The 13,316-nt window shown below is 63.4% G+C and carries 12 protein-coding genes; 5 read left to right on the top strand and 7 right to left on the bottom strand.

Features of this window, described 5'->3' with window-relative positions; translation table 11 throughout:
- The first annotated feature begins 142 nt into the window (after nucleotides 1–142).
- Nucleotides 143–580, top strand: a complete 438-nt coding sequence (locus OX459_RS24910) for a hypothetical protein (protein ID WP_289906953.1) — start codon at nucleotides 143–145, stop codon at nucleotides 578–580.
- On the opposite strand, the gene OX459_RS24905 is transcribed toward OX459_RS24910, so the two are convergent.
- Nucleotides 574–939, bottom strand: coding sequence for a hypothetical protein (locus OX459_RS24905; RefSeq protein WP_070224789.1), 366 nt, complete (start codon nucleotides 937–939; stop codon nucleotides 574–576). The two genes, OX459_RS24910 and OX459_RS24905, sit on opposite strands and share 7 nt — an antisense overlap.
- A gap of 73 nt (nucleotides 940–1,012) precedes the next feature.
- Entirely contained in the window at nucleotides 1,013–1,441 is a 429-nt protein-coding gene (locus tag OX459_RS24900; protein WP_218965295.1) for an EamA family transporter, read from the bottom strand.
- A gap of 288 nt (nucleotides 1,442–1,729) precedes the next feature.
- Here OX459_RS24900 and OX459_RS24895 point away from each other — a divergent pair, with 288 nt between their 5' ends.
- The gene (locus OX459_RS24895; RefSeq protein WP_289900508.1) at nucleotides 1,730–3,376 is read left to right on the top strand and encodes a methyl-accepting chemotaxis protein; all 1,647 of its coding nucleotides are present in this window, start codon (nucleotides 1,730–1,732) and stop codon (nucleotides 3,374–3,376) included.
- A 16-nt stretch (nucleotides 3,377–3,392) separates the two neighbouring features.
- Here the strand turns inward: OX459_RS24895 and OX459_RS24890 are convergent, their stop codons facing one another.
- Nucleotides 3,393–3,818 (bottom strand): hypothetical protein, encoded by a 426-nt coding sequence (locus OX459_RS24890; protein WP_251351680.1) that lies wholly within the window; start codon nucleotides 3,816–3,818, stop codon nucleotides 3,393–3,395.
- 188 nt (nucleotides 3,819–4,006) lie between these two features.
- On the opposite strand from OX459_RS24890, the gene OX459_RS24885 reads away from it, so the two are divergent.
- Nucleotides 4,007–4,705, top strand: coding sequence for a glutathione binding-like protein (locus OX459_RS24885; RefSeq protein WP_289906952.1), 699 nt, complete (start codon nucleotides 4,007–4,009; stop codon nucleotides 4,703–4,705).
- Nucleotides 4,706–4,712: 7 nt separating this feature from the next.
- On the opposite strand, the gene uraH is transcribed toward OX459_RS24885, so the two are convergent.
- Together uraH and OX459_RS24875 are read right to left on the bottom strand one after the other, a co-directional pair.
- The gene (gene uraH, locus OX459_RS24880; protein WP_289906951.1) at nucleotides 4,713–5,123 is read right to left on the bottom strand and encodes a hydroxyisourate hydrolase; all 411 of its coding nucleotides are present in this window, start codon (nucleotides 5,121–5,123) and stop codon (nucleotides 4,713–4,715) included.
- A gap of 11 nt (nucleotides 5,124–5,134) precedes the next feature.
- Complete coding sequence (locus OX459_RS24875; protein ID WP_289906950.1) at nucleotides 5,135–5,629, bottom strand: heme-binding protein; 495 nt, start codon at nucleotides 5,627–5,629, stop codon at nucleotides 5,135–5,137.
- Between the two features lie 138 nt (nucleotides 5,630–5,767).
- On the opposite strand from OX459_RS24875, the gene OX459_RS24870 reads away from it, so the two are divergent.
- Nucleotides 5,768–6,478 (top strand): heavy metal response regulator transcription factor, encoded by a 711-nt coding sequence (locus tag OX459_RS24870; protein WP_289906949.1) that lies wholly within the window; start codon nucleotides 5,768–5,770, stop codon nucleotides 6,476–6,478.
- Nucleotides 6,475–7,884 (top strand): heavy metal sensor histidine kinase, encoded by a 1,410-nt coding sequence (locus OX459_RS24865; RefSeq protein WP_289906948.1) that lies wholly within the window; start codon nucleotides 6,475–6,477, stop codon nucleotides 7,882–7,884. The genes OX459_RS24870 and OX459_RS24865 overlap by 4 nt, the downstream gene beginning before the upstream one ends.
- Nucleotides 7,885–7,980: 96 nt before the next feature.
- On the opposite strand, the gene OX459_RS24860 is transcribed toward OX459_RS24865, so the two are convergent.
- Together OX459_RS24860 and OX459_RS24855 are read right to left on the bottom strand one after the other, a co-directional pair.
- Nucleotides 7,981–11,319 (bottom strand): AAA domain-containing protein, encoded by a 3,339-nt coding sequence (locus tag OX459_RS24860; RefSeq protein ID WP_289906947.1) that lies wholly within the window; start codon nucleotides 11,317–11,319, stop codon nucleotides 7,981–7,983.
- Nucleotides 11,320–11,493: 174 nt separating this feature from the next.
- Nucleotides 11,494–13,206 (bottom strand): methyl-accepting chemotaxis protein, encoded by a 1,713-nt coding sequence (locus OX459_RS24855; RefSeq protein WP_289906946.1) that lies wholly within the window; start codon nucleotides 13,204–13,206, stop codon nucleotides 11,494–11,496.
- Between the last annotated feature and the right edge of the window lie 110 nt (nucleotides 13,207–13,316).

Below are 13,316 nucleotides of genomic sequence, written 5' to 3'. Positions count from 1 at the left end.
TTGTGGCTATTTTATGCAATGACGCGCAGCACTGCCAACGCTATCGTATGGGCATCCGCAGCCCCGCTTCCACGGCAACCGCCGCCGCCAGTGTTCTGATGAAGGTGAGGAGGAACGGCAACCCCCTTGAAGGAGTCATCCCATGCAACTCGATTTTTCCACATTCCCACTCGTCTGGATGCGCCGCGACGGCGCGGCAGATACCCAGGCCGATGTGCTTTTTGCCCAGTTCGACGCGCTGCTGGCGCGCCGGCAGGCGTTTGTCATCCTCAGCGAAGAAGGCTTTGACGAGGACGGGCATGAACACCCGCAGGCGGAGCGCAAGCGCGCATCGCTGTGGATGAAGCAGAACAAGGCCGCCATCCGCGCGTATATCCAGGGCATGGTGCTGATCGAACCGAGCGCCGCCAAGCGCCTGGCCGGCAAGGCCTTTGCCGTTCTATTTGGCAAGTTCTGGGGCTATCCCCTGCATTTCGGCACCAGCCGCGACGACGCGCTCGACATCGCCCAGCATTTGCTCAGGGCGTGGCTGCCGCCACAACTGCCGCCGGGCGACGCCAGCACGGCTGTGCATCAGTAGCGATAATCGTTGACGAAGTGTTTTGTAAAGTTGTACTTGCTGCCGCCGTCGAGCAAGTCGATCAGGCGTTTCGGCGCCGAGGCCGACATGAAGGCGTCGGCGGCGCCGCCCGTGCTGCGGAACTTCATGCCGGGGCTGAGGATCTGGTTGGCGCCGATCTTCAGGTGCTGGAAGCTTTTCGTTTTTTCATTGTTGAGGATGAAGTGCAATTCCTGCTTGAACGTCAGGAAGGGGATCTTCAGCCACCAACCTTCGTCCGTGCCATAGCTGGCGACGCTGGCAAAGTGCGTGTTCTTGTCCGTCAGGGTGGGTTTGCCCAGGCGGTCGTTGATGCGTTTCATGGCTTCATTCTTGGTCATGCTGTTCTTTCGTGATTCGATCTATGCGGCGTGCATTCTGACACAGGCGCGCCGCCGCGTGCCGTGGAATGCGTCACAGCAGCAAAATCAGCGAGCCGAGCACGATCAAGCCGCCACCGAGGGCCCCTTTCAGCGTGAACGGTTCGCCCAGCACCAGCCAGCCGGCCAGCATCACCAGCGCCACGCTGAGCTTGTCGACGGGCGCCACCAGCGACACGGGCCCCAGCTGCAGCGCGCGGAAATAGCATAGCCACGACAAGCCCGTGGCCACGCCCGAGGCGATCAGGCAAGTCCAGCCCACCCAGTTGCCGCCGGCGGGGCGCTGCCATTCCGCGCGCAGCGAGATGATGGCCGCCGTCACCAGCAGGATGACGCCCGTGCGTATCAAGGTGGCCATGTTGCTGTTCAGGTGGGCCACGCCCAGCTTGCCCAGGATGGCCGTCAGGGCCGCGAACACGGCCGACAGGATGGCAAAGCCTTGCCAGCTCATGGTGGTGGACATGGAACTCCTTGCGCGGTGGGGAATGGGAGTGACTGTAGCGCAAAAGAACGGCGGCCGCTGGCCTCAATTTTATTGCAATGCACCATCAATTCTCATCAATTGTCGCAACGCATTAACAACACTGGGCAAAATTCATTGCTTCCCGGCATTGTAAATATCGGTCGTTCGAGCGTATGCTGAAGCAGTCTGAACGGTGCCGCCAGAGCACCGTCGCCGCCGCATTCCTGGCCAGCCGAGCTGGAAGCGGGCCACGCCCCTTTGCCGCAAATAGATAGTTGGAGACACAGCATGAAGAAATTGACGTTCCAGCAAAAGTTATGGATTCCCCTGATTTGCAGCCTGTTGTGCATCACCGTTATTTTTGTCTATAACGCCCTGGAAGTGCGCAAGATCCGCATCGAAGAGCGCAGCGCCGACCTGAGCAATGCCGCCGACCTGGGCCTGGGCGCCGTCAAGATGTTCGGCGACCTGGCCGCCAGCGGTGCCCTGACGAAGGAAGAAGCGCAGAAGCAGGCCACGGCCGTCATCAAGAGCATGCGTTTCGGCGAGACCGGTTATTTGTCCATTATCAACCTCGATGCCGTCGTCGTGATGAATCCCGCCGCGCCGCAAACGAACGGCAAGAACATGTCGGATTTTAAAGATGCCAACGGTACTTATCTGTACCGCGACATCGTTACCGTCGGCAAGAGCGATGCGGGCAAGGGCTTCGTCCATTACTATTTCCCCCGTCCCGGCCAGAAAACCCCCGAACCGAAGATGAGCCGCGTGGTGGCTTACAAGCCATGGGCCTGGACCCTGGTGGTGGGCGTGTACATGGATGATATCGATGCGGCCTTCCGCCAGTCGCTGCTCACCTCGCTGGGCGTGCTGGTACTGGTATGCGGCTTGCTGGCGGCCGTCGTCGTGGTGATCAACCGCAGCCTGCGCCATGCGCTGGGCGGCGATCCCGAGTATGCGGCCGACGTGGCGGAAAAGATCGCGAATAACGATTTGAGCGGCGTCGTGCGCACGCATGCCAACGACCGCCACAGCGTGCTGTACGCGATGAAAACCATGCAGACCAACCTGGTCGATGCGATCAGCGAAATCCGCCACAGCGCCGAGACGATTGCCACGGCATCGAGCGAGATTGCCAGCGGCAATATGGACTTGTCGGCGCGCACGGAAATGCAAGCCAGTTCGCTGGAAGAAACGGCCGCCTCGATGGAGGAATTGACGTCGACCGTGACCCAGAACGCGGGCAACGCCGTGCAGGCGAATGAACTGGCGCAGTCCGCTTCCGCCGTGGCCCGCCAGGGCGGCGCCGTGGTGGCGCAAGTGATCGGCACCATGGATACCATCAACGCTTCGTCGCGCAAGATCGTCGACATCATCGGCGTCATCGACGGCATCGCCTTCCAGACGAATATCCTCGCCTTGAACGCGGCCGTGGAAGCGGCGCGCGCGGGCGAGCAGGGACGCGGCTTTGCCGTCGTGGCGTCGGAAGTGCGCAACCTGGCGCAACGGTCCGCCGGCGCGGCGAAGGAAATCAAGGAGCTGATCGGCGCTTCCGTCGACAGCATCGCGGCCGGCAGCACCCTCGTCGCACAGGCGGGCACGACCATGGATCAGGTGGTCGCTTCCGTTTCGCGCGTGACCGACATCATGGCCGACATCACGGCCGCCTCGCATGAGCAAAGCACGGGCATCGGCCATGTCAACCAGGCAATCACGGAGATGGATAGCGTGACGCAGCAAAATGCGGCACTGGTGGAAGAGGCGGCGGCAGCGGCGTCGAGCATGCAAGACCAGGCGGCCGTGCTGGCGCAACTGGTGGCGCGCTTCAAGCTGTCGGCGCAGGAATCGGGGACGGCGCCGCGCCTGGCGGCAAGCTCGGCTGGCGCGCCACGCGCCGTGGCGAAAAAACCGCTGCGCAGCCTGGCAGCGCGCTAGGGGTTTCGTTCAGGACTTACTGGGCTGGCGCCGCCGCTTGCGGCGCCGGTTCGAATTCCAGCTTGTCATCGACGACCACGAATTGCCCGATCGGCTGGCCCAGGTCGGCTTTCGGGTCGTTTTCCATTTCCGTCAGCTCATTACAGGTATTTGTTTCCGCCTGCCACAGCTGCTTGCCCATGCGGATATTCCATATGCCATCGCCGGCCGCAAACAGCTCGACGGTGATGTCGGCCGGCGCATCCGTCGACAAGGTATGCAGGCGCTGGCATTGCGGCAAATTGGTCGCCATCAGCTGCACTTCCACGGTATCTTGCCAAAAATAACGTTGCTGGCGGCGCACGGTCAGGGAATGGTCCTGTCCATCGAACATATAGATGGCGAAGTCCTGGACACAGCCTGACAGCAGGACGGACAGCGTGACGATCAGGAGTTTGCGCATGGTCGGCTTTCTTTGTTTGTGCTCTGGAATGTCGGGATGCCTGCGTGACGGCGCGAGTGGGCGCTTGCCTCGCTTGGGCGCCGTCTTGTTTTTCGCTTACGTGGCATTATATCCATGCATATCAGTTGCGGCGCGACAATAGTGATGCGGAGGCCGCCTGCCCTACTTATCTACCTGGAAAGACCACGATGATCGACCTGTATTACTGGACCACGCCCAACGGGCACAAAGTGACGATGTTCCTGGAAGAAGCGGGCATCCCCTACAACCTCATTCCCGTGCATATCGGCAAGGGCGAACAGTTCCAGCCCGAGTTTCTCGCCATCGCGCCGAACAACCGCATCCCCGCCATCGTCGACCAGGCGCCGGCAGATGGCGGCGCGCCGCTGTCCCTGTTCGAGTCGGGCGCCATTTTGCAATACCTGGCCGAGAAAAGCGGGCAATTCCTGCCGGACGACGTGCGGGGACGCGCCGAAGTCATGCAGTGGCTGTTCTGGCAAATGGGCGGCCTGGGCCCCATGGCCGGGCAAAACCACCATTTCGTGCAATATGCGCCGGAACCCATCGAGTACGCCATCACGCGCTACGTGAATGAAACGAACCGGCTGTACGGCGTGCTGAACAAGCGCCTGGCGGACCGTGCATTCGTGGCTGGCGACAACTATTCCATCGCCGACATGGCGATCTACCCGTGGATCGTGCCGCACGCCCGCCAGCGCCAGAAGCTGGAAGATTTCCCGCACCTGGCGCGCTGGTTCGCGGCCATCGCCGCCCGTCCCGCCACCGTGCGCGCGTATGCGCGGGCGGCCGAAATCAATGTGCAGCCCACCGTCAGCGGCGACGCGAAAAGCGTGCTGTTCGGACAGACGGCGAAGACGGTGGCGTGATCGACGGTCAGTTTCCTCGGTAAGTGGAAAAACCGAAAGGACTGAGCAGCAAGGGAATGTGATAATGTTGGTCGGTCTTTTTCACGTGAAATTGCACGGGGATTTCCGGGAAAAAAGTTTCCTGTTTCAGGCGCGCATAGTGCTCGCCTGTCTTGAACACGATGCGGTAATCGCCCGCCTGCAAGGGCGTATCGGCCGGATACATGGCCGCGATGCGCCCCTGCGCATTCGTCACGGCGCTGCTCAATTGCTTCCAGTCATCTCCCTTCTTGTGTTCCAGGGTCACCGTCACGCCCGCCGTCGGCTGGCCGCTTTGCAAGTCGAGGATGTGCACGCTCAAGGGATTGGCGGCGGCCAGGGCCGTGCTGGACAGGCTGGCGAAAGCCAGGGCGGCGGTGATTTTTTTCAGACAAGTCATCGTTGTTGCTTTCAAGGTGGGGGGGAATCGAGTTCGGGGAGGGCGGCCAGCGCCGCCTGGGCGCAGGCACGGTCTTGCAGGGCGCCACCGCCACCGGCGACGCCGATGGCGCCAACCACCTGCCCCTGTGCCATCAACGGCAAGCCGCCGCCCAGCAGCAAGAGTTCCGGCACGGTGGTCAAATTGCTCATGTCCGGATTGTTGCGGGCGGCCACGGCCAGCGCATAGGTATCGCTTTTGGTGGACAAGGCCGTGTACGCCTTGCGCCGGCTGGCTTCCGTGTTGTGGGGACCGACGCCGTCGGCGCGCTGCACGGCGACGACATTGCCGCCATGGTCCAGTATGGTGACGACGATGTGCCGGCCCTGCGCCTGGCACGCGGCCATGGCCGCGTTGGCCAGCTTGTTGGCCGCCGCCAGCGGCAGATCATTGATATTGCGCAATTGCGCGTGGGCGGGACTGGCCAGCAGGTACAGCAGGGTACTGCCGAGTAACAGGGTTTTCATGTGGCGTCCAGGGAATCAAGTGACGCCAGTATGGCCAGGCTTGCCCTACGCGAAGATGATCGCCGCATGACATTTTTATCATCCGCGGCGGCGTGCGTGCGGCGTAAAATGGTTTCATATTCCCATTAGAAAGCCGCCATGCGCATCCTGGTCATTGAAGACGAACCGAAGACGGGCGACTACCTGTTGCGCGGCCTGGCCGAGTCCGGTTTCACGGTGAGCCTGGCGCGCAACGGCCGCGACGGCCTGCACATGGCCGGCAGCGAGGCGCCCGATCTGATCGTGCTCGACGTCATGCTGCCCATCATGGATGGCTGGCAAGTCTTGCGCGCACTGCGGCTGCAGGAGGGCGGCGCCGACGTGCCCGTGATTTTCCTCACGGCGCGCGACGAGGTGCAGGACCGCGTGAAAGGGCTGGAACTGGGCGCCGACGATTACCTGGTGAAACCGTTTGCCTTTGCCGAACTGGTGGCGCGCATCCGCACCCTGTTGCGCCGGGGCCCGCCGCGCGAAGACGACGTGATCCGCATCGGCGACATGGAAATCGATGTGATGAAACGCAAGGTCAGCCGGCAAGGCCAGCGCATCACCCTGACGGCCAAGGAATTCGGCTTGCTGCATCTGCTGGCGCGGCGCCAGGGCGAAGTGCTGTCGCGCTCTATCATCGCCTCGCAAGTGTGGGACATCAATTTCGAGAGCGACACCAACGTCATCGACGCGGCCATCCGCCGCCTGCGCAGCAAGCTCGACGACCCCTTCGAACCCAAGCTGATCCACACCTTGCGGGGCATGGGCTATGTCTGCGAAGTGCGCGCGCCGATCGTATCCGACAACGGCGCCGGCGCATGAAATTCTCGCAACTGCGCCGCTCGCTGACCCTGCGCGTCACGCTCGTGTTCGTGCTGATCGTGGCGCTCGTGTCAGCCGGGCTGGGCATGCATCTGTACCGTTCATTTGTGGCGGAAATCGAGCGCCGCGACGATATTTTATTGTTGGGAAAACTGCGGCAAATCCAGCAGTTGCTGGGCAATGCGGGCACCCTGGACATCATCCGCGAACGGCCCCAGTATTTCCGCGACACCATGAGCGGGCAAGAGAATTCCCTGGTCCGCATCGTGCGCGCCGATGGCACGCGTTTGATCGATGTCAATCCGCACGGCGAGATGGTGGCGCATGCTGTTCCCGTGGCCGTCGATGTGCCCGTGACGGCCGGCGATATCGTCAGCTGGATCAGCCGCGACGGCTATCCGGCCAGGGTCGTGGCGGCCAGCGCGCGCATCGGCGATCCCGCGCAGATGGCCGACATTTCCGTCGCCCGGGTCTATGGCGACCGCACGGCCATGTTTGCCGCCTACCGCTGGCAGATCGTCGTATCGGTGGCCGTCAGCGCGCTGGTGGCGGCCTTGCTGGCCAGCGTGATGTTGTTGCGGGGATTGCGGCCATTGCGCAATATCGCCGCGCATGCGGCCCTCGTACGGCCGGGCAAGCTGGAGCAGCAACTCGATGCGCGCGGGGCGCCGACGGAGCTCTTGCCCTTGATCCAGGCGCTGAACGCCATGCTGGCGCGGCTGCAGGAAGGCTATGCGCGGCTGTCGCAGTTTTCCGCCGATCTCGCGCATGAATTCCGCACGCCCGTCACCAATCTGCTGGGGCAAAGCCAGGTGATGCTGGCTCGCCCCCGCAGTGCGCACGAGTATGAACAGCTGGTGTCGTCGAATGTGGAAGAGCTGGAACGGCTGTCGCGCATGATCGACAGCATGCTGTTCCTGGCGCGGGCGCAGCAGGATGAAATGGTGCTCGTCAAGCAAGTCCTGCCCGTGCAGGACGAGTTTTTAAGGCTGGCCGATTTCTTTGAAGGTTTGGCCGAAGAGCGGGAGCTGGCGCTGGCCTGTCACGGCAGCGGCAATGTCACGGCCGAGCCGCAACTGCTGCGCCGCGCGTTGGGCAATTTGCTGTCGAACGCCATCCGCCACGCGGCGCCCGGCAGCACGATACTGCTGCGTTCGCACGCGACGAACGACGGTGTGGAATTGAGCGTGAGCAACCTCGGTCCCGCCATCCCTGCGCGCCACCTGCCGCACCTGTTCGAGCGCTTCTACCGCGCCGACCCGGCCCGCAGCGATTCGGCCGCTTCCACAGGCTTAGGATTGGCCATCGTCACGGCCATCATGCAGCTGCATGGCGGCAGCGCAAGCGTGGCGTCCGACGCGGCCGCCACGACGTTTACCCTTGTTTTCCCCGTTGAGAACGCCTGATAAAACCGTAGCGAGCGCAAGAGAGGTTCGGCTCCCCCGAGGCAGTGAGCATCGGAGGCGGCAAATCGCGATGCGCAGCAGGTTTGATCAGGTGTTTTACCCCATTTCCACCAAAAACTCATGCATGCCCGTATGCGGCAATTGCGCACACGCCGGCGCAAAGTGCGGCAACTGCCCCCACAGCAGCGGGTTGCCGACGATGTACACGTAATGCTGCGCGCGCGTCAGGGCCACGTTGAGCAGGTTCGGCGTGGCCGCCGCCCATTGCGCGGCGCCGGCCGTGCTGTCGTCGGCGCCGAGGACCAGCATCACCACGCTTTGTTCCTTGCCCTGGAAGGTGTGCACGGTACCCACCATCTGGCTGCTCCACTGGCGCAATTCGCGCGCCGTCGGCGCCTTGCCATAGCCGAGGCGGCGGTCCCAGTCCATGTCGACGATGCGCGAACGCAATTCGTTGCGCACGGCCTTGAACGGCGTGATCACATACATGTCCGGCAGCTTGCCGTCGCGGCGATACAGCTTCAACAGTACTTCCAGCACGAAATCGAGCTGCACGGGCACCACCTGCTTGTAGCTGACGGGGCTGACGGCGTCGATCCAGCAGCTGGGGCCCCGCGTCAGGCCCCGGGCGCCGGCCTGCGGCGTGCGCTCGGCCAGCCCGTAGACCATCTTGTCTTCGTAGGCGATGCTGTTGGCCAGCGAAAACATCGGTTCCACGCAGCGGCGGTGCACGCGCAGGGGGCTGCCTATCCACAGCGGCTGTGCGCTGCCGGCGCCGACGACGGCGCCATAGCGGTTGGCCTTGTCGGCCAGGGTCTGCACGGAAACGCTGGTCGGCGCGTAACTGCCATCGCGCGTGTGCGGCGACAGGGCGGACAAGGTTTGCACGAGGCGGCCCGGCACCGTGAATACGGGTTCGATCTGCAGCGGGTCGCCCACGACGACGGCGCGCTTGGCGCGCCACAGGCTGCCCAGCGCCGCTTGCGGCACGGCCTGGCCCGCTTCATCGATGAACAGCCAGCCCAGCGATTCGGGACCCATGCCCTGGAACTGGCGCGCGAACGAGGCAAACGTGGTCGACACGACGGGCACCACCATGAACAGGCTGTGCCACACCATGGCGATATGCGACTGGTCATAGGCGCGCTTGTTTTTCAGCAATTTGGAGACGGCCAGCAAGTTGCCGCCAAAGCCGGGTCCGCCCTTCTTCGCCACCTCGGCCAGCCACGCTTCATGCAGGGCCAGGGCCTTGGCGAACAGGCGCGAGCGCAGGCGCGCCAGGGCCGGTTCATGCCACAGGCCGCCAATTTGCAGGGCGTCGCCGTCCAGCTCGTCCAAGGTGGCCGGCGCGAGGATGGTGGGGAAGCGCATGCGCGCACGGCGCAGCAGTTCCGTGCTGTCATCCCATTCGCGCTGGCGCGATTGCGCCGTGCGCAGGGCGATGTGCAGGCTGTTGCGGGCGCGCTCGCAGCGCGGCTCCAGTTCGCCTTTCAGCAGCAGCTTGATGGCGGACACGTCGCGCGCAGCCTGGCGTTGCGCTTCGGCATTGGCCACGACGGCATCCTTGTAGGCGCGCGCCGGGGCCGTGCGGAACAGGCGGGCAAAGAAGCCGGGCTGCGTCAGCGCTACCAGGCGTTCCTCTTCCAGCAAATCCTTCTTGCTGGCGAGCAAGGTGTCCTGCTGCGCCAGCGCGCCGGACAGGGCGCCGTTGGCCGCATCCATTTCTTGTTCCGCGGCAATTAGCGCGTGCTGGCTGGCCTCGATGAAATCGGCTTCCGTGCAGGTGCCCACGGCTTGCCACAGGGCCGCGTATTGGGCGTGCTCGGCCAGGGCCTTTTCCACCACGTGTTCCGTCTCGCGAAATTCGCGCGCGGCCTGGGCGAAGCTCACGCCCTGGTAGCTGGCCAGCCACTGGCGGATATTCTGCGCGTTCGGCGTCTTGCGCACCGTGCTCTTTTCCCAGTCGTCGTCATAGAAATTGCTGACGAAGCGGCGGCGGTTCGCGCTGTTGCCCAGCGCACAGGACATCAAACCCCAGGGCGCTTCCGCCTCGCCCAGGGCGCGGTTGGCGCCATTGCCGTCCGCCACGACCCGGCGCGCCACGCTTTCGAAATAGCGCGTGCGCGCCCATTCCTTGCCCAGCTGCTTGGGTTTAGGGAGGTCGCCGGAAATGTTTTCCACGGCCGCATTGTTTGACGAAGCGACGACCATTTCAAAGCCCGTCAGTTCTGGGCGCAAGCGGGCGATGGTGATGGGGTCGCGCACGCCTTCGAAGGCCACGGCTACCTTGCCGATGAAGGCGTCGCCGGCGCGGTCCAGGCAAGACAGCACGGCAGCGCGGCGCACGATGTTGTCGGCGAACAATTCACGCAACAAGGTCGTCTTGCCCGTGCCCGGCGGGCCGTTGACGGAAAAGATGCCCCGTTCGTGCAAGCCCGTGCGCGCGCCATGGATGGCGAACTGCTGCATCAGGCTCATGGCGTAGCTGGCGTCTTCCAGCCAGTGTCCCCGGTTCATGTTGGCCGGATTGAGCATGGCGGCCAGCGCCTGGCGTCCTGCCGGGCTGTACAGGTCGATGCGTTCATCCTGCGCCAGCGGCGTCAGGTAGGCGGCGACCGTCGCGGGCAGCTTGCCGCCACGCAAGGCGCGGATGATCTGTTCCAGGTCGTCCAGGTAAAAGCTGTTGAGGATATCGATCGAAGGTTCCACCGCGTCGCCGAAGTCCAGCGTGCGGTTCTGGCTGGTCTCCAGCATATCGGCGTCCGTCGCGGGGGCGCGTTTCTTGCGCGTGCGCAATTCCAGCACGGCCAGCGGCTGGCCGGCGGATGGGCGGAAACCGGCCCAGTCCATCAGCAGGTCGGCCAGCGCGGCGATTTCCATGCCGGACAGGGGCGACGAGACATTGCCGGCTTCGTCCGTCACGGGCTGCGGCGCGCGGCTTGCCGCGAAGTTGCGCAGGCTGTCTTGCAGCGCCAGCTGGCTGTCGCTGAAGGCGTCCAGGCTCAGGCCGGACCAGTCCGGCGTGCGGGCACGGCCCAGGGCCCACGGCAAGGTCGACACGGAGACGGGATCGAACTGCGGCTCACCCAGCGCATTGAGGTTCAGGCGGGCAAAGCACGAACGTCCCAGCAGTTCTGTTTTTTCTGTTTCGGCCATGTTTTCCGGGCCGTTGGCCGGCGGACAAGCCTTGTTGATTTCGGCCTTGTCGAACACGCCGAGGAACAGGCTGAAGCCGTCGATCTCGCGGTCGGACGGCACTTGCCATTGCGTGGCGAACTGCGGCGGCAATTGCGCCAGCTGTTCGCGCTGCAGGAGGCGCACGGTGGACGGGTCTTCAACGTCCGTGATTTGATTCAGGTCAAACGGGATAAAGAATTCGATCTTGTGCCAATACTCCAGGATAGCCAGGAGGCGCTGCTGTTCTGCCTGATTCATGATGACCAATATTTTGTAAAGCGAGCGAGGATTGTAAAGCGTATGCGCGGTGCACGTTTTGCACTTTTGTCTATTGCGCGGGCTTTGCCGCAAAAAAAGTGGCGATTGCGGACGAAAAAAAGCCAGGCAGCAACTTCCTGCCTGGCTTTCCCGTAGTGAGGATGTTGCTATTGGTTAAAACTCTTCCCATTCGCTCTCGGCGCCGGCATTGCTGCGGCGTGCCGGCGCGGCCGCGACGGCCTTGCGCGCGGGCGCGGGCCGGGTTGCGGGGGGCGCGATTTTCGCCGCCGCGGGTGCCGCTGCGGTGCGTACCGGCGTCAACTTGGGTGCGCTGGCGACATGGTTGCCGGTTTTAAAGAAACCCACGACGTGGGCCAGCTCGCCAGCCTGTTCCTGCATGCTTTGCGAAGCGGCAGCCGCCTCTTCCACGAGGGCCGCGTTTTGCTGCGTCACTTCATCCATCTGGGCAATGGCCATGTTGATTTGCTCGATGCCGATGGTCTGCTCGTGCGTGGCGGAAGTGATTTCGCCCATGATGTCGGTCACGCGCACGATGCTGTCGACGATGTCACCCATGGTCTGGCCCGCTTCATTGACGAGGCGCGAGCCCGTGTCCACGTTGGCGACGGACGCGGCGATCAGTTCCTTGATTTCCTTGGCGGCCGAGGCCGAACGGTGGGCCAGGTTGCGCACTTCCGTGGCCACGACGGCGAAGCCACGGCCCTGTTCACCCGCGCGTGCCGCTTCCACGGCCGCGTTCAAGGCCAGGATGTTGGTCTGGAAGGCGATGCCGTCGATGACGCCGATGATGTCGACGATCTTGCGCGACGATGCATTGATGGTGCCCATGGTGTCGACCACTTGCGAAACGATGCTGCCGCCGCGCACGGCCACTTCCGACGCGCTTTTCGCCAGCTGGTTCGCCTGGCGCGCATTGTCCGCGTTCTGTTTCACGGTCGAGGTCAGCTCTTCCATGGCCGACGCCGTTTCTTCCAGCGAACTGGCTTGCTCTTCCGTGCGCGAGGACAGGTCGAGGTTGCCTGCGGCAATTTCGCTCGACGCCGTGGAGATGGCATCCGTGCCGTGGCGCACTTGCGCCACCACGCCCAGCAAGCTCGTGTTCATGGCTTTCAGGGCGCCCAGCAGGCGGCCCGTTTCATCGCTGGAATTGACGACGATGTGCGACGACAAGTCGCCCGAGGCCACGGTTTCGGCCACGCTGACGGCCGCATTGATGGGCTGGGTGATCGAGCGCGTGATGATCCAGGCAACGAAGGCGCCCAGCAGCACGGCCACGCTGCCCAGGGCTATCATGGAAGCGCGCGCGCTCGTGCTCAGCGTTTCGGCGTCCGTCGCCGCCTGCGCCGCCTGCTGCGCTTCATAGGCGACCAGGCTGTCGAGCGCGCCCAGCACGATCTTCAGGCTCGGTGCCGCCTGCTGCGTCAAAAAGGCGATCGCTTCTTCCGTCTGGCCCGCATTGCGCAGCTCGATGACCTTGTTGTTCAGCGGCGCACCCGATTTCAGGGCCGCGTCCAGTTCGGCCATCAGCGCCGTTTCCTTGTCCGTCGAAATCTTCTTTTGCAAGGTTTCCTTGGCGGCGCCGTATTTCTTGCGCGCTTCGCCGATCTTGGCCAGTTCCGCCTGTACCAGCGCTTCCGTCGGCGCCACCACAATGCTCGTGATCGCCAAGGTAATGTTGCGCACGTTGTCGCTCATGGTATTGGCGGCCGCCATCTTGACGTTCTTGTCGGCCACGATGTCGTGCGTGCGCGCGCTCAGTTGCCCCATGGAATACAGGCCGACGAGCAAGACGGCCACCAGCAGGCCGAGGACGACAGCAAACCCGATCCCGAGCCGGGTGCCGATTTTGAATTGTGTGAGTGACATGATTGCTTTCGTGTTGCGGAAGTGAAGGAAAACGTCGACAGGCCAGGGTTACGGGTTTATACGTAAGGGCGACCAGCCTGTAATTGTTCCTCAAAATTCCGCACTGCAAT

Source organism: Janthinobacterium sp. SUN026 (assembly GCF_030397625.1).
In the GTDB taxonomy this organism is placed as follows: Bacteria; Pseudomonadota; Gammaproteobacteria; order Burkholderiales; family Burkholderiaceae_D; genus Janthinobacterium; species Janthinobacterium kumbetense.
The sequence above is the reverse complement of the archived record's forward strand: the minus strand, read 5'-3'. Positions and strand labels throughout refer to the sequence as shown.

Coding starts and splice junctions, on each gene's coding strand:
- OX459_RS24910 (WP_289906953.1), top strand. CDS start 143: ATGCAACTCGATTTTTCCACATTCCCACTCGTCTGGATGCGCCGCGAC.
- OX459_RS24905 (WP_070224789.1), bottom strand. CDS start 939: ATGACCAAGAATGAAGCCATGAAACGCATCAACGACCGCCTGGGCAAA.
- OX459_RS24900 (WP_218965295.1), bottom strand. CDS start 1,441: ATGTCCACCACCATGAGCTGGCAAGGCTTTGCCATCCTGTCGGCCGTG.
- OX459_RS24895 (WP_289900508.1), top strand. CDS start 1,730: ATGAAGAAATTGACGTTCCAGCAAAAGTTATGGATTCCCCTGATTTGC.
- OX459_RS24890 (WP_251351680.1), bottom strand. CDS start 3,818: ATGCGCAAACTCCTGATCGTCACGCTGTCCGTCCTGCTGTCAGGCTGT.
- OX459_RS24885 (WP_289906952.1), top strand. CDS start 4,007: ATGATCGACCTGTATTACTGGACCACGCCCAACGGGCACAAAGTGACG.
- uraH (WP_289906951.1), bottom strand. CDS start 5,123: ATGACTTGTCTGAAAAAAATCACCGCCGCCCTGGCTTTCGCCAGCCTG.
- OX459_RS24875 (WP_289906950.1), bottom strand. CDS start 5,629: ATGAAAACCCTGTTACTCGGCAGTACCCTGCTGTACCTGCTGGCCAGT.
- OX459_RS24870 (WP_289906949.1), top strand. CDS start 5,768: ATGCGCATCCTGGTCATTGAAGACGAACCGAAGACGGGCGACTACCTG.
- OX459_RS24865 (WP_289906948.1), top strand. CDS start 6,475: ATGAAATTCTCGCAACTGCGCCGCTCGCTGACCCTGCGCGTCACGCTC.
- OX459_RS24860 (WP_289906947.1), bottom strand. CDS start 11,319: ATGAATCAGGCAGAACAGCAGCGCCTCCTGGCTATCCTGGAGTATTGG.
- OX459_RS24855 (WP_289906946.1), bottom strand. CDS start 13,206: ATGTCACTCACACAATTCAAAATCGGCACCCGGCTCGGGATCGGGTTT.